Consider the following 16,699-nt stretch of genomic DNA (forward strand, 5'->3'; position numbering starts at 1 on the left):
TTAGCTTATGACAAGCAAGGTCACCTCAAATTGACATATAATTGTGACATAGCTCAGAAATATTTATCCTTTGTAAACACGCACTTAATTGGGTGTAATTAAATGTGTTACTACTGATATCGTATGTTGCTCAGCAAATCAAGTGGAAATAAAAATCATATATACAACTTTGTATTACCGTTGTATATATGATTCGAGATTATAGTCGTTACTCCTTTTAATTTCGGTGTTTACGAGTATTGTTGTTCCTACTAAAAAATAAACACGTATTGAATTAGTGTTCGTAGCATCTTTTCACCAATAATTGCAACAAAGTTTATAAAAAGAGTCTTTCATTTAGTCATGCTTACTTTTATCTTCCATTATGTAACTATGACTAGATTTTCTCCCATTCTTTTTCTCTGGAGTTAACAAAAATGCCATTTTCCGATTATTGTTATCAATGCGGTCTGTTAATTTTGTTTGCAACTGGGCAGTACGATGTAATTGATTTTTAAATGATCTATGAGAAATAGGCAATTCAATGTTTGTTTTATTTACAAAGATTACATCAGTTTTATTTCCAGCGACTGGCTTATGATCCTGAACGTGAGGGTGTGAAATCCAAGCACATAACGATTTTTTTGGTGAGAGTGTAGGGAAGAGGTAAATCATGTTAGATGGCTCAATAGCGATGGGAGCTTTATAAGATATTCCAATAATCTTATAGGTACCCTCACGCCTTCCTCTGAAGCTTGTACCGTAATAAAAACAACTTCTTTCAACAATTTGAAGCGGCTTCATTAATACAATAAACTCCTCAGTTTCTTCTATAACTTTTGAAACTGGCCTTCCTTCATAAATATGTGGCAAGATAGACATTGTGTGCCTGTTTACCTCATAACCTTGCAAGACACCATGTGATCCATCATTCATTTCATCAACTCCTAACTATTAATGTAAACCTAAATATTTCCTTTATATAATAGCACACAAATTTGTGCATTTATTTGAATTCACAAAATATTCATAATATAAGTGATTTCTGGCATAGAAAATCACTTATATTATTTTACGAATTATTTTTTGATTGTCCTATTTCTTTTTGAGCAATATATTCATTAGCTTCTTGCTGTATAACATGCTCATTTGTTGAATCACCAGAATACTGAATTTCTGATTTAAATGGGTTATTTGAATCAAAATTTGCTGTAACCATAACTGAGGGATTAAGTGTCGTTCCCAAAGGTAATTCCGTCTCATCTTCCATCGTCGACTTCACTTTGTTGTGTTTATCCACTATACATTCCTCCATTCTAAGTTCTATACAAATAACATGTTCCATTATTGTAATTTTATTCACAATCATGTAATTTTATCTATTTTCCGAATATTTTAAATTTTTGGTTGATTTTTCACTTAATTATCCATATAATATAAAAAAGACGTAGGAGGGATTTTTAATGAGAGAAAAAAAGTCGTATACTGAAATCATGAAATCCCACGGCAAAGATCAAAAATTGCTACACGATGCTACTATGATTGATGTATACATTCAAATGGTAATAGACTCTGCTATTTATGATAGAAAAAAAGAATTACTTTTACAAAAAATTGATGCTGCTTTAGATTGCAGGAACAATGAGTTATTTATGAATCTTTCACAGGAATATAACAACTTACTAAAGCTTTCCTCATAACGATTTACTTGATCAAAAGCTACGTACTTAAATGCTGAGTACGTAGCTTTTTTTGCTGTAGTTTATAGCATCTCATCTAAAGTTTCATACAGGTCGTCTCTTTCAGTACTTAATAATTCTCTCTTCTGCTGCAATTCTAATAAATTAGTTAGTTCAAATTCTTGTTCCATTAGTTGCTCAATCTTATTAATTTCATCTTCTAATGCTTCAACTTTTATTTCTATATGCTGTACTGTTACAGTTTCTTGTTTATTAACGGATATCATTGTTTTTTTGACATAATGATTCTCACTTTTGGCTTTAGCTGGAGTTAGACTAAGTTCTTTTCTTTTTCCTTTTGCTTCATCGTAACTTCCTTCATATCTTGTTAGTCCATAGTCTTCAATCCAATAAGTGACCTTAAAGCATTTATTTAACAAATAACGGTCGTGTGATACACAAATCAGCGTCCCATCAAAATCTTCAATGGCATCTTCAAGTACCTCACGAGAGTCAATATCAAGGTGGTTTGTTGGTTCATCTAAAATGAGTACATTAAGTTGTTGCTGCATAAGTTGTGCTAAACGCAATCGCATTCGTTCACCACCACTAAGGCTTGAGACTTTTTTAAAAACATCCTGGCCATAAAACATAAATCTAGCTAGAATGTGCCGAGCATCAGCTTGTGATATCGGTACTTCATTACAAAAGTGCTGAAGGATCGATTCTTCTTTGTTGTCATACTTAAGCTGCTGGGATAGATAACCTATTTTAACTTGATTTCCTACTTTAACAGCCCCTTCGTCTACGTGTTCATTACCTAATATCATTTTTAATAATGTTGTTTTACCGCTTCCATTATGTCCTACAATTGCCACCCTATCTCGAAATCTAACATACATTGAGGCATCGCTAAAAAGTTTTTTCCCTTCAAACTTTTTACATATTTGATCAATGACGATAACGTCCTTTCCACTTCTATCCTCCATATTAAAAGAAAGTGCCATTTTCTTTCTTTCAAGAATCGGACGTTTTAGTTTTTCCATCCTCTCAATTGCACGCTCCATATTTTTTGCTCTTTTATGCAATCCTTCATTTGGTGGATTCGCACGGTTTGCCCATTCTTTCAACCGTTTAATCGTTTCTCTCATCTTTTTAATTTTCTTCTGTTGCTCCTCATACGCTGCAAATTCAGCAAGTAATCTTTCTTCCTTTTCTTTAACAAATGCAGAGTAATTACAGTGGTACGTGGACAGTTCGCCAGCTTCCAAATCATAAATCTTTGTAACAATTTGATCTAAAAAGTATCGATCATGAGATATCACGAAAACTGTGCCTTCATATTGAGTTAAATACTGTTCAAGCCATTCCACAGCGTCTATGTCTAAATGATTGGTCGGTTCATCAAGTAATAACAGACTTGGCTGTTGTAGAATAACTAACCCAAGTCCAACTTTTGTCTTTTCACCACCACTAAGTTCATTAAACCTTTGTTCAAGCATTGCTTCAATTCCTAAACCATTAGCTACCTTCATGATCTCAGCTTCAATTTCATAGCCACCCAAGTTAGTAAATTGTTGTTGGACTGTCCCATACTCTTCTAATAACAACTCAAGTGACTGTTGGTCTTGCTCATTTGCCATAGCTCTTTCTAATTTTTTCATTTTTTGTTCCAGCTTTTTCACATGTGAAAAAGCATGTTGGAGAACATCTAATACGGTTGTACTAGCTTCAAAACTTGGAATTTGTGCAAGGTACCCAACTTTACAACCTTTCTGCAAATGAATTTCTCCACTATCAGGCTGTTCTATACCTGACAACAATTTAAAAATAGTTGTTTTTCCACTTCCATTTTGCCCTACAATTCCAATTCGCTCTCCAGTTTTTATTTCAAAGGAAATATTTTCGAATATCTGATTTCCTCCATACATTTTACTAATTTCATTTGCTGCACATACGATCATTTATAACCACTCCTTAACAAATTTTTAGACTAGCTAATGGGCCTTTATTATTTAAAGGGCTGTTTTCACATTAATTGTTACTTGTGTAATAAAATCTAATCACAATTATTACTAACGTTCGGGGCATCTTTCTTCTATTAAACGATGACTTTTGTGTAAACCAACATCTTTATCTTCTAATTAAGAACAATACCAACAAAGTTTAGGAAAAGAGCCATATAAAAACACAAAAAAAGCCATAGGTAAGATTCAACTACCCATGACTTTATGAAACATAAATTTACTTAACAAGAAATCATCAATCGTACACAAATTGGCATAAGAATTTAAACACAAAAAAGGAGAGCATGACTCTCCCCATAGTAGCCGATCAGATTTCTGTGAGAAATTTATATTAGATGGTGTTCAGATATGTTAGAAAATTAGCCAGATTTTTCGAGGCTACATTCTCCAACTGCTTTGGCATCCTTCTGAACACACACTATTAGGGTTAAGAGACCTTACATTCTGTTCAATATGATGTGTTTTCTAAAAATGGGCATACGTATCCCGTTGAAAACAACACCATGAAAAATCGCACGGCAAATATAAATATATGCTAAAAAACCATTGCGATTAATAACAGAATGTAACATCTCTACACCTCCTTATCATTTTTCAAGATGTTTTTATTGTATCAACTGAATCATAAAAATTCAAACTTTTTCTATAAATAGAACTAACTTATATCTATTACTTAATTAGGTTTCATGTCGTATACTTTATAACTGTTGTTTACTAAATGAGAGAAACCAGATGCGGTAATACGAAACATCATTGTTTATATAACGCTCTTTGCAATTGAAACTAATTGAGGATGCAACAAGTAATTGACCCAATTTTATATGAGAATAGATGCCACGAAATCTAGTTAAAAATACGGGTTAATTTACTACATACATTGTGAAATAATTATTTGTAAAATATATAATTTTTAGAAAAGTGTTAAGTGATAATGAAAAATTGATATAATTATCCTATCTATCAAAAATTTGGTGTAGGAGTTGGTATGTTCATGGATTCTCTTCATAATTTTTATCAAAAGGATTTAAAACAAAAAAACAAATTAATGTTAATAGTTGTCATCATTTCAATTATCTTAGGTACAGTCTCAAATATTTCAATGGAACAGCCCTTGTACATAACGGTAACGATGTTAGTTGGAGGTATTCTATTGATTAGTTATGGCATTGTGACACAACTTAATAGAATGAATGGAGCACATTTTTATATACCTGTTGTCACAATCGTTATAGCTGCTATGTTCTATTTTATTATTACGCAAAAAGTTTTTTTTGTATCTTTAGCATATCCGTTTTATGTGTTAATGATATCTATGATACATGGGCGGAGAAGAACCCTTTTCCTTGGTTTTGTATTATCGTTAGGTATGATGCCAACGATGTTTATTCTTGATGACTACTTAAATATTAATATTTATGAAATTATAAATATCTCCATTTTACTCATATTAATAACTTGTATTATATTTACAGTTCAAAAAATAAATCGTAACCATATCTCCCAAGTAAAAGATAGTTTACAACAAATACAGCAAGCAGCACAAAAAGAAATGACTCAAAAACTCGAGATTGAAAAAGAGGCTGAAAAAATAAACCAAAAAATGGTTAATCAATATAATCATGCCTCCTCAACAATGACAAATAATATGGAAGTAGCTGCAGCTATACAACAACTATCATCAAGTAGTTTTACACAATCTGAAGCAATTACAACAATTGCTGAACAAATTGAACAAACGACAACTAATATTGAACAGATCTCTACAAATGCAGCTAAATTAAAAGAAAAATCAAGTGCTTCATCAGATCTTGCAGTTAATGGTGAACGAAAAATGGGCAATTTATTAGAAAACACGGTAGAATTAGACGTAGTCATGAAGGATTTAGCTGTTACATTTCGTGAATTGAACGAAAAGATTAACGAAACAAATATTTTGACTGAAGGAATTAAAGAAATAACAACAAAGACAAACCTACTAGCGTTAAATGCATCCATTGAAGCTGCAAGAGCAGGAGATTATGGCAAAGGGTTTGCAATCGTCGCCGATGAAATCCGACAATTAGCACATTTAACTGAACAGTCAACGGAGGAGATTACAAATAATTTACAAGAAGTAAATGGAAAGACAAGTGAAGCTAACCTAAGACTAAATGAGAGCTCAGAACAGCTTAGTAAAAATGTTGACATAACGAAGGAGACAGAAAATAGCTTTCGATCCTTAAACAAAGTAGTAAATGAATTAAACAACCAAATGATTCAATTTGAAAAACTTGCGGATAATGTAAACGATACATCAATTATCATCAAATCATCTACGGCTGATTTTGCTTCAACATTTGAACAAACGTCAGCAACCTTCCAGCAAATAGCATCATCCGTCGACATTCAAAAAAAGAGTAGTAAAGAGCTTGTTACATATTTAGATGACACGAAGGAAAGTTTAGAAATGATGAGAAATATGTTTAATGATGAGAAGGTTGATTAATAGGGACAAGCTTGTTTTCACATTGATTATAGTTTGTCATACTTAGAAATAAACTCATTCTAATTAGCTTACGTGGCATCTTTTCTTTTATACAATGATGACTGACAGTGTAAAACCGCTTTTTATAGTAAAAATTCAACAATAGCAACAATGTTTACAAATAGAGCCTTATAAAAGCTAAAAGACTGGCTTTGCCTCATCTTGCTGATCAATTTTTTAACAATAACCACGAAGCTTATGTAAAGAGCCTATTATTTCATAATGATCACAGGTGATTAGAAGCTCATCAAGCTGTTCTACTAAACAGAACAGCCTTTTAAAGCTAATAATATTAAGAGAGAAGGTATGAAATGAAAGTACTTGTTGTAGGTGCTAATGGTGGTACAGGACGAATAATATTACAACTACTCGGTCAGAGTGGTGAACATGACGCTGTTGCAATGATTCGTGATGACTCACAACGTGAAGACCTTATTAGTCTTGGGGCAAGCTCAACAGTTTTAGCTGATTTAGAAAAAGAGATGAGCCATGCTATCGAAGGCTGTGATGCCATCATTTTCGCAGCTGGGTCAGGCTCAAAAACTGGAGCAGATAAAACAAAACTCGTTGATGAACAAGGTGCAATTAACTTAATAAAAACAGCGGAAAGGCGTGGAGTTAACCGTTTTATCATGTTAAGTTCTGTAGGGGCTGATCTACCCGACCTTGGCCCTACTGATTCAATGAAAGTATATTTAAAATCAAAAGGGATAGCTGATGAATATTTGAGCAATAGCTCACTCGTATATACGATTGTCCGACCAGGTAGGCTTTCTTACGATGAAGGAACAGGACATATTAGCATATCCAAAAAACTAGCTGACTATTCAGGTGATATATCTAGAGAAGACGTGGCAAAAGTACTGGTAGAATGTTTAAACATTCAGAATACCTATGGGAAAACATTCGAAATTTTGTCTGGACAGACGGATATTATAGAAGCATTGCAAAACATATAATTCATTTAACATACATGTTAATTTATGCCTAAAATATTTTCTAATTCAAACATAGCTCTGAACAACAAAGACGGATGAGCTTTATGACAGTGACAACCGTATATGTTTTTACTATGTAGCTTGTTTTTCCTACTAATAAACACGCATAAAGCTAATTTGGTGGCATCTTTTCTTCTATAATATGATGATAATCACATAAGACTTTTTGTTTATATAACAACAAAGTTAAAGCTAACGAAAAACACTGGCCTTTTGTGAGCCAGTGTTTATTCTTTATTTCATTTCCCCCATTTAATTTAATCCTTGACACGCTAGTTAGTTATGCATTGGTAACAAATTGTTCTTCCTCTGTTGAACCTTTTAGAGCTGTTGTTGATGATTTACCTCCTGATACAACTTGAGACACTTCATCAAAATAACCTGTACCTACTTCTCTTTGATGCTTTGTAGCAGTGTAACCATGTTTTTCATTTCCAAATTCCGCTTGCTGCAATTCGGAATATGCAGCCATTCCTCGTTCTTTGTATCCACGAGCTAACTCGAACATACTATGATTTAACGCATGGAAGCCTGCAAGTGTTACGAATTGGAACTTATAACCCATCTTCCCTAACTCTTTTTGGAATTTTGCAATCGTTTCATCATCTAGTTTTGCTTTCCAGTTAAACGAAGGTGAACAGTTGTATGCAAGAAGCTTATTTGGATATTTTTCATGAATTGCATCTGCAAACTGTTTTGCTTGCTCAAGATCAGGTGTTGATGTTTCACACCAAATTAAATCTGCATACGGAGCATATGCTAAACCTCTAGCAATCGCTTGCTCAATGCCAGGCTTCGTACGGAAGAAGCCTTCAGGTGTTCTTTCACCAGTTAAAAACGCTTTATCGTAATCATCAATATCACTAGTAATCATATCAGCTGCATCGGCATCTGTTCTTGCGATTAACAGTGTTGGCACACCCATTACGTCAGCGGCTAAACGAGCAGAGATTAAGTTACGTACAGCAGTTTGTGTTGGAAGTAGAACTTTCCCCCCTAAATGACCACATTTCTTTTCAGATGACAGCTGATCTTCAAAATGTACTCCTGAAGCTCCAGCTTCAATCATTCCTTTCATTAGTTCGAAGACATTTAATTGACCACCAAAACCAGCTTCAGCATCAGCAACAATTGGCGCAAACCAATCAATCTGGTCATTTTCTTCTAAATGATGAATTTGATCTGCACGTTGCAATGCCTGATTAATTCGTTTCACAACAGAAGGTACACTATTGGCTGGATATAAGCTTTGATCAGGATACATTTGTCCTGCTAAATTTGCATCAGCAGCTACTTGCCAACCACTTAAATAAATTGCTTTTAATCCTGCTTTCACTTGTTGAACAGCTTGATTACCTGTTAACGCACCTAGTGCATTAACGTAATCCTCTGTATGAATTAAATCCCATAACTTTTCTGAGCCTTTTTTTGCTAATGTATATTCAATATCAATCGAACCTCGAAGCTTAATTACTCCTTCTGCACTATAAGGTCTTTCAACCCCATTCCAACGCTTATCCATACTCCAGCTTTCTTCTAATTTTTGAATTCTTTTATTAGTCATAATCATATTCCTCCTTGTATTTTAAGTACTTTAGCTTTCCTTTTAGCAATGACATTACAAGCTCATCTTCTTTTATATGAAGCCATTTGATGGTGATTTGTTGTGTCTTCCTTTAATAATTAGGTTTAAACAGTGATTTTTCTTCTATATAAGACGAAATGACATACCAAAACCTTTTACAGCATACCGTTATTCCACATTCTACTTACAAGGTTTTATAACCAGGTAAAGTTAAAAACTCAGTAAATTCATCATTTGAAATTAATTGTTCAAAAAGCTTGTTTGCTTCATGATATCTACCTTTTGAGAATGTCTCTTCTCCAACCTCTTGTTTAATTTTTACAAGCTCTTCTTCTTTCAACTGTTGAACAAGCTCAGAGGTGATTTTTCTTCCATCCTCGAGAATTCCTTGAGGGTGACGTATCCATTGCCAAAGTTGTGCACGAGATATTTCAGCAGTTGCTGCATCTTCCATTAAATTATGAATTGGAGCAGCACCTCTACCAGACAACCATGACTCAATATATTGAATTCCTACATTTATATTAGTCCGTACGCCACTCTCAGTAATTTTTCCATCTGGTACTGCGAGTAGCTCTGTAGCTGTGACGCAAACATCCTCCCGTTTTCTATATATTTGATTCGGTTCAGGCATTTCATTATTAAAGATTTCCATTGCAACAGGAACTAGTGCTGGATGTGCAACCCAGGTCCCATCATGACCGTCTAGCACTTCCCTCTCCTTGTCAGCTTGAACCTTTTTAAAGGCTTCTTCATTTGCTTTTGGATCGTTTTTCACAGGAATTTGTGCAGCCATACCACCAATTGCAGGTGCACTACGTCTATGACATGTCTTAATCGCAAGCAGTGAATAAGCTCTCATAAAAGGAACTGTCATCGTAACGAGAGATCGGTCAGGCAAAATCACATGTTCATAATTTCTTAATTTTTTAATATAACTAAAAATATAGTCCCAACGCCCACAATTTAACCCTGCAGAATGATCGCGTAACTCGTATAATATTTCATCCATTTCAAAAGCTGCTAATATTGTTTCGATTAATACAGTAGCTTTAATTGTCCCTTGCGGAATATTTAGTTCATCTTGAGCAAACACGAATACATCATTCCACAATCTCGCTTCTAAATGACTTTCGAGCTTGGGCAAATATAAATATGGTCCGCTATTTCGTTCTAAAAGTGTTTTAGCATTATGGAAAAAATACAATCCAAAGTCTATTAAACTAGCGGACATACTCTTGCCGCCGACTGTGACATGTCTTTCTTCTAAATGCCAACCACGGGGACGGACGAGCAACGTAGCAATTTCTTCATTCAACCTATATTTTTTACCATTTGGATTTTCGAATGTAATGGTTTTGTTCACTGCATCTCTTAGATTTATTTGTCCTTCTATACAATTTTGCCAAGTTGGAGAATTAGCATCCTCAAAATCAGCCATGAACACTTTTGCACCAGAATTTAATGCATTAATAACCATCTTTCTTTCTACAGGGCCTGTTATCTCGACTCTTCGATCCTGAAGGTCTTTAGGTATAGGAGCAATAGTCCAATCACCTTGTCGAACACCAGATGTTTCTTCCAAGAAGTCTGGCATTTCCCCAGCATCGATTTTCTGCTGCCGTTCACCTCTTTTTATTAGCAGTTCTTTTCTTCTCTCGCCAAACTGTTTCTCTAACTTTTCAATAAACATTAATGCTTCAGGTGTCAAAATTTCATCATACTGTTCATTTCTCGTACCGTGAACTTGAATACCTGACGTCTGTATCGTCATCCGTAGCTACACACCCTTCCACCTATATTGTTATAATACAGTTTTATTTAACTAATAGTATTATATAACAGAATAGAGGAATTGCAAGGTATTTTTTTAAAAATCTGATAATTTTACTCGTAATCTGTTTTATCAGATCAAATTCTTAAGTATTTCTTCCCACTCTTGTTATATAACGCTCATAGCTTTTATATAGTTTGATATATAGAATTACACTCATAAATGCAAAAAATAGAATTATGCTAAAGATCCCCATAGGTGAAACCCATTCAGCTAGGAATACAGTTAATGGAGCTAAAAATCTACCGATTGTAAACTGTAATCTAGATGCGCCCATATATTTTCCTCTAGCATGCTCTGGAGCATAGTCACTAACAAAATTATTTATTACTGGGGCTCTCACAATTTCTCCGAAAGTAAAAATGATTGTTAGTAAAAATAGCATCCAAATATTTGTAGAAAATCCAACTAAAAACAAGCCACCCCCAGCTAAAATTGCTGAAAGAATAAAAACGTTCCTATCAGTCCAGCTTTTTAACAATTTTGTTATAGGTAAAACAAAAAACACGAACAGGACACCATTTAACACTAACATCCACGCAAAAATCTCTTTACTGTCCAGTGCTACAGACAAGTTATTCCAAACAAATAGCTTTTGAGAAGGAACATAATTAATAATATATACTGATAAATATAAGTCTAACTGCATAATCGCTATAACAGCAGAAGCTCCTCCCAGAATGTACAACAAGAAGACTTTATCGCTTAAAATCTCCCCATACCCGTTCCATGCTTCTTTAAATCCACTGGAAATTGAATTTGCATTTATTCGTTTTCTTGAGTAATTTGGCATGGTTTCGTCTATCTTTACATAAACAATAATTGAGTAAACTAACATCACAATTGTGCAAGCCCATAACAATTCGCTAAGATAGTTAAAAAAGAAAAACGATCCTAATACAGGCCCTATAACTGCACCAATATTATTAGCTGTCATAAAAGTTACAAACACTTGTTTCCTCGCTTCTTGTGGTACTAAGTCAGCTACCATTGCATCACTAGCTGGGCCGTATATTGTACCTCCTAAGCCAATTCCAATAAACGCTAAATAATTTAACCAATACGAATCTGATATAGCAAAAATACAAAACATTATTGTTCTAATCGATGTCCCTAATAACATAGCAGCACGTCTACCTAATCTATCAGCTAGATTCCCACCAATGATAATTCCAATGATCCCTATTAAAGGGGGGATCGTCATAAAAATACCAGCAATATTATTTCCTAATGCACTTCCGAAGTAATAAGTAATGAACGGGAAATACATCCAATACAGCAAATTAAATAACATTTCACCAATTAACCGAATTTTTAAGCTTGTATTCCATGTACTAATTTTCATATAATGACTCCTTTCCATACGACCATTACCAAATTTTTAGTTACTTTATAGAAAATATAGCTAAAAATCCCAGAAAATTGCAGACTTATAAAACTGAATAATTTATACTAATAATATGAATATTAAGAGGACCGTCATTTTAATTTGAGTGCAGCAAAAAAGGAACATTTATTCGTTCCATAAAAAAAGACTTTGGATAAAAGTTTTAAAATACTTTTATCCAAAGTCTTTTTTGCTATAGGCTGTTGTATTACAAACGAGTACAGCCAAATTTTATTAAACCACCAACGATATGAAAGAATGGTATGAATGAGGGTAATAATGAGGTTTTTTAAGTAAGGGGTCTTTCAAACATTTGGATTTGAAATTATCGATGAACTAGATTTCCTACTCTTCTATGGAAATGGATATGTATGATATGAAATAGAGGCACCCTCATACGCTAATGAGGGAGCCTTTATTCTAATACGTCTCACTATCATTTTTCTTGATGATTACGTTACTTGAAGAGTATCTTTATCATTTTTTTTACTAAAGTTTCTTTTCTTCATCCATTGATACAAATATATCGAAATAATTAGGGTAACTATCCCTAAAGCATGGCCTGCAATAACATCGGTAGGGTAATGCGCTGACAGTATAATGCGACTTAGACCGATTAAAAATATAAGAATACTTCCAAAGATGCCAACGAATAACTTTGCTTTGAATGATGTTACATTCACTACAATTAAATAAGTTGCAAGTCCATATGCTAACAAACCAGTCATTGCATGACCGCTCGGAAAACTGTAGCCTAATGCATCGATCGCAGGATCGATCAAAGGTCGTTCCCTTTGATAAAAATCTTTAAGCACTTTATTAAACTCATTCTGCAAAATAACCATCGTTATGAGTAAAATAATACCTTTGAAATCCCGATATCTCCATATTAACCATACTAACATTATAACTAGCATCGTGATGACACCAGGCTTATTTCCAAGCCAAGTAATATCCTTAAATAATTGGTATACAAATGACTGTGACTCTAGAACAAAGATATCTCTAATCACTGTATCAAAGGCTACTTCGTCAGACTGTTGTATGACCTCAGCAATAATAAGAAAAATGGCGACCGAGATCAAACATAAAGCAATAAATCCAATATGATAAAGGACAGGTCGTTTTGCTGTCTCTGTAGGTTGTCTATTAATCTCCATATTTATTTATCTACTCCTTTTTGACGTAATAAATGAATAGCTTTATTTGGGTAATCCGTCATTATTCCATCAGCACCTTGTTCAAGTAAATATTCTACCATGTCTAAATCATTAATTGTCCAGTATTGGACAGCAATGTTTCTTTCATGTGCTGCATCAATTAATTTTTTCGTAGTAAGATCAAAAATACTTGAGTGAGTAGGTAATTGTAGAGCTTGTTCTTTTAACGGAATAATATTTCCTAAAAATAGCTTTTGAAAAATGACATATTTTTTCGTAGTAGCACTTGCAGTACTTATAGCAACTTCTCCATTAGTAATATCGTAAAAATAATTTGCTATTTCGTCAAAGAAAGATCCTATAATCACTTTATCTTCCATTCCATATTGAAAAATAATATCAGCAAATTCATCTGCTAACTTCGTATCATTTTCTTTAATTTCTATGACCATAGGCAAATGACTATACGATTCGAACACTTCGGTTAGAGTTGGAATCGTAACGCCCTTACCTCTATAAGGAAATGAGCCATCTGGACCTACAAAATGATAGCCAGCGTCAAACGATTTTAATTCTTCAACAGAATATTCAGATACTTTACCCTCTCCATTAGTTGTTCGATCAATTGTTTCATCATGCATTACTACTACTTGTCCATCTTTTGATAGTCTCACATCAAATTCTAACATATCTACTCCGAGTGAATCAGACAGTTTGAATGCCTCTAATGTATTTTCAGGAGCTATTCCAGCTCCTCCACGGTGAGCGATCACATCTGGCTTTCCACCTACACGCAGAAGAGTGTTACTTTCATTTTTCTTAACAGGAATGATTTGGACAATCAAAAAGAACAAAATAATTAAAGCTAGTACAATTAATAACATATTTCTTACAAACCTTCCTCTCGTTTTCCTCTTCTCAGTTACAATTTCCAAACATATTTCCCCCTTGTTTTTCTATATAAATATAGCTCAATCACAACAACAATAAGAATATTTTACACTGTTAATATTAATTTTATATTATTTAATTATATATTTATATAAAATCATGTTAATTCTTATAAAAAATGTAAGCGCTTAAAGTCATTGACTATTAACGAACTATAAAAAGATGTGGTATCTTTTCTTCTGTTCTGTAAAACGATGACAGCCTCATATAAGTTCATCCTGCTACGCTTCTTTAGCCCAGTTTTTATAGTGAAGAGAAGCGCTCCACAATTTTTCTATAATAAAATATTATATCAGATGAAGTAAGTACTTCACCTGACACTTTTCACCATCTCTGAATAAGAAACACTTAATTTTGAAACATTTATGCTTTCTAACGTTTCTTAGTTATTTTCGCTCCTCTATATAAGCAATTCTCTCTAGTATAGTTGGATGACCATACCTAAATATTTTCACAATAAATGGAGGATTCACTTGACTAAGTCCCGCACGTGACAATTCTTGAAAAGTTTGAATAGCAGCTTCATTGTCCTTAGTCATATCAATTGCGTATACATCTGCTGTATGCTCCTGATATCTAGAAACAACGTTTTCCAATGGGCTTGCTAAAAATGTAAGCATAGAAAATACAAGTAACAACAAAGGAAGTGAATGTAGCTCGCTTAAATCACGAATATGTAGAATATCTTTCCACCTATGAATACAAAAATGTAAAATTTTACTAGTTAAATATAAGCCAATAAGAGAGAGAATTAAATAACCCGCTATCCCAAAATAAATATGCTTTTTCACATAATGTCCCATTTCATGAGCCATGATAAATAAAATCTCTTGTTCATTAAGCCTATTTAATGTAGTATCCCATAACACAATTCTTGAGTTATTCCCAATTCCAGTGACATAAGCATTCAAGGCATTTGTTTTTTCGGACATATTAACCTCAAATACGTGATCAGCAGGGATATTCGCTTGTTCTGCCATTTGTAAAATTTCTGCTTCAAGCTCTTTATTTTTTAGTTCGTAAAAATCGTTATAAAGCGGATCAATAATCACTGGTTGAACAAACATTAAAAATAAGGAAAATGGAATTGACAAGACCCACGCATAAAACCACCATCGCTTCTTTGCTTTAGTAATGAGAAAAAATAAAGCATAGGCGATCATGACCAAAAATCCAAAATCAAGCCAGAAATCGATTAATCGGTCTTTTAACCACCCTGATGTAGATTGAGTAGAAATATTGTACATTTTAGAAAAGGTGAAGCTAATCCAACTAAGTGGTAGTGTTAAAACCCCAACAAAAATAGATAACCAAAATACATAAATTGGAATTTGTGCAATTTTTCTTTTTGAAGTTATTTGCGCCCAAGTATTGAATTTGTATGATATTCCTAACACTAGTACAAATAAATAGATAATCCATTCGAATGGTAAGGAGAGAAAAAATAACAAATTTCTTATTTGTGAATACTCTTCACTCAACATAAGCTCACGTTCATTTAAGAACGTAGAAGGATCCGCTCCTGAACCCCTATACTGTATCGGAATTGATGTATCAGCCCAATAAAAAATATACATAGCTATAAATAGACCAAATAGCACATACGAAATTAACGTCCAACCTACAATTTTTCTCATGAATGTTAGATTCTCCCCCTTGTACTAAGTATAGCTTGCCTCCTTACTAATTGTAAGAAAAATCAGATAAAATTAGTACAAAAATTAGCGATAATTTTTTTGTCATACAAAATTCATGGATATAGACACATGAATATGCAATGTTCATGTATGATTAGTATGTATAGAATCGACTTAATTTATATTGTCAAATTCGAATGGCGTATTGGAGTGAAATCATGAAGAAGCTTTACATTACATTTGTCACCTTATTAGTACTCGGTATTTCATCAGGAATATTCTACTTTTCAGTTTATAAACAATCAGGAATGGAATTTCCGGAAGACGTTGCCATGGAAACAGCTTACGGAGAGCCATTTGTATTTACTGAAATGGAACCAAAGGTACGTCTACTAGAATTTATTTACACAAATTGCCCAGATATTTGTCCAGTAACAACTTATAAAATGAAGCAACTGCGTGAAGAGTTTGAACAAGAAGGCGTCTTTGGGAATAAAGTCGAATTCATAACTATTACAATTGATCCCGCTTACGATACAAAAGAAGTGTTGCAGGAATATGGCAAAGCATTTGAATTAAAGCAAGGTGGCCCATGGTACCTTCTTCGTGGAAGTGAGGAAGATACAAAAAAAGTTGCAGAAGCGTTTGAATTCTTATATAGAGATCCTGGTGATGGACAATTTATTCATTCAGCCTATACATATTTATTAGACGATGAAAATAACATCATTGAGATTTTTGGTATGGGAGAAGGTTTTGACAAAGAGCGTGTATTCAAAAGAATAATGCGAACTATTAATTAAGGCATGCCTTCAGTGCTTGTGGGAGATATCAGAACATCTCTCCTAGTTGTTTCTTTGTACGCATACAACAAACCATGCAAAAACAGACTATATGTAAAACCGGTGGAGAGTTAATTCCCCACCGGTTTTTATGTT

14 protein-coding genes are annotated in these 16,699 nt (G+C 33.6%); 4 read left to right on the forward strand and 10 right to left on the reverse strand.

Annotation, left to right across the window (positions count from 1 at the left end; translation table 11 throughout):
* Positions 1-336: 336 nt before the first annotated feature.
* Together V1503_RS04260 and V1503_RS04265 are read right to left on the reverse strand one after the other, a co-directional pair.
* Positions 337-915, reverse strand: coding sequence for a competence protein ComK (locus tag V1503_RS04260; protein WP_410625077.1), 579 nt, complete (start codon positions 913-915; stop codon positions 337-339).
* 136 nt (positions 916-1,051) lie between these two features.
* Positions 1,052-1,279 (reverse strand): hypothetical protein, encoded by a 228-nt coding sequence (locus V1503_RS04265; RefSeq protein ID WP_320258145.1) that lies wholly within the window; start codon positions 1,277-1,279, stop codon positions 1,052-1,054.
* Positions 1,280-1,442: 163 nt separating this feature from the next.
* Between V1503_RS04265 and V1503_RS04270 the strand changes: the two genes are divergently transcribed.
* A complete protein-coding gene (locus V1503_RS04270; RefSeq protein WP_214482438.1) occupies positions 1,443-1,679 on the forward strand; it encodes an IDEAL domain-containing protein in 237 nt (78 codons plus the stop codon).
* Between the two features lie 62 nt (positions 1,680-1,741).
* Here the strand turns inward: V1503_RS04270 and abc-f are convergent, their stop codons facing one another.
* Together abc-f and V1503_RS04280 are read right to left on the reverse strand one after the other, a co-directional pair.
* A complete protein-coding gene (gene abc-f, locus V1503_RS04275) occupies positions 1,742-3,622 on the reverse strand; it encodes a ribosomal protection-like ABC-F family protein (protein WP_410625079.1) in 1,881 nt (626 codons plus the stop codon).
* Between the two features lie 500 nt (positions 3,623-4,122).
* Positions 4,123-4,257 (reverse strand): RAxF-45 family protein, encoded by a 135-nt coding sequence (locus V1503_RS04280; protein ID WP_284730449.1) that lies wholly within the window; start codon positions 4,255-4,257, stop codon positions 4,123-4,125.
* 419 nt (positions 4,258-4,676) lie between these two features.
* Here V1503_RS04280 and V1503_RS25155 point away from each other — a divergent pair, with 419 nt between their 5' ends.
* Positions 4,677-6,170 carry a methyl-accepting chemotaxis protein gene (locus V1503_RS25155; protein WP_496113358.1) on the forward strand — a complete coding sequence of 498 codons (1,494 nt, stop codon included), beginning with the start codon at positions 4,677-4,679 and terminating at the stop codon, positions 6,168-6,170.
* A 350-nt stretch (positions 6,171-6,520) separates the two neighbouring features.
* Positions 6,521-7,168 (forward strand): SDR family oxidoreductase, encoded by a 648-nt coding sequence (locus tag V1503_RS04290; RefSeq protein WP_320258142.1) that lies wholly within the window; start codon positions 6,521-6,523, stop codon positions 7,166-7,168.
* A gap of 319 nt (positions 7,169-7,487) precedes the next feature.
* On the opposite strand, the gene aceA is transcribed toward V1503_RS04290, so the two are convergent.
* From aceA to V1503_RS04320, 6 genes are all read right to left on the reverse strand, one after another.
* Complete coding sequence (gene aceA, locus V1503_RS04295) at positions 7,488-8,771, reverse strand: isocitrate lyase (protein ID WP_410625082.1); 1,284 nt, start codon at positions 8,769-8,771, stop codon at positions 7,488-7,490.
* 205 nt (positions 8,772-8,976) lie between these two features.
* The gene (gene aceB / locus V1503_RS04300) at positions 8,977-10,566 is read right to left on the reverse strand and encodes a malate synthase A (RefSeq protein ID WP_410625084.1); all 1,590 of its coding nucleotides are present in this window, start codon (positions 10,564-10,566) and stop codon (positions 8,977-8,979) included.
* A 145-nt stretch (positions 10,567-10,711) separates the two neighbouring features.
* Complete coding sequence (locus V1503_RS04305) at positions 10,712-11,971, reverse strand: MDR family MFS transporter (RefSeq protein ID WP_410625086.1); 1,260 nt, start codon at positions 11,969-11,971, stop codon at positions 10,712-10,714.
* Positions 11,972-12,465: 494 nt separating this feature from the next.
* Positions 12,466-13,173, reverse strand: a complete 708-nt coding sequence (locus V1503_RS04310) for a phosphatase PAP2 family protein (protein WP_410625088.1) — start codon at positions 13,171-13,173, stop codon at positions 12,466-12,468.
* Positions 13,174-13,175: 2 nt separating this feature from the next.
* The gene (locus V1503_RS04315; protein ID WP_214482430.1) at positions 13,176-14,108 is read right to left on the reverse strand and encodes a glycerophosphodiester phosphodiesterase family protein; all 933 of its coding nucleotides are present in this window, start codon (positions 14,106-14,108) and stop codon (positions 13,176-13,178) included.
* A 402-nt stretch (positions 14,109-14,510) separates the two neighbouring features.
* Positions 14,511-15,761 carry a M48 family metallopeptidase gene (locus tag V1503_RS04320; RefSeq protein ID WP_320258136.1) on the reverse strand — a complete coding sequence of 417 codons (1,251 nt, stop codon included), beginning with the start codon at positions 15,759-15,761 and terminating at the stop codon, positions 14,511-14,513.
* 218 nt (positions 15,762-15,979) lie between these two features.
* Here V1503_RS04320 and V1503_RS04325 point away from each other — a divergent pair, with 218 nt between their 5' ends.
* The gene (locus V1503_RS04325) at positions 15,980-16,564 is read left to right on the forward strand and encodes an SCO family protein (RefSeq protein ID WP_410625091.1); all 585 of its coding nucleotides are present in this window, start codon (positions 15,980-15,982) and stop codon (positions 16,562-16,564) included.
* Positions 16,565-16,699: the final 135 nt, after the last annotated feature.

The sequence above is a fragment of the Nanhaiella sioensis genome (genome assembly GCF_046557775.1).
GTDB classification, from domain to species: domain Bacteria; phylum Bacillota; class Bacilli; order Bacillales; family SM2101; genus Nanhaiella; species Nanhaiella sioensis.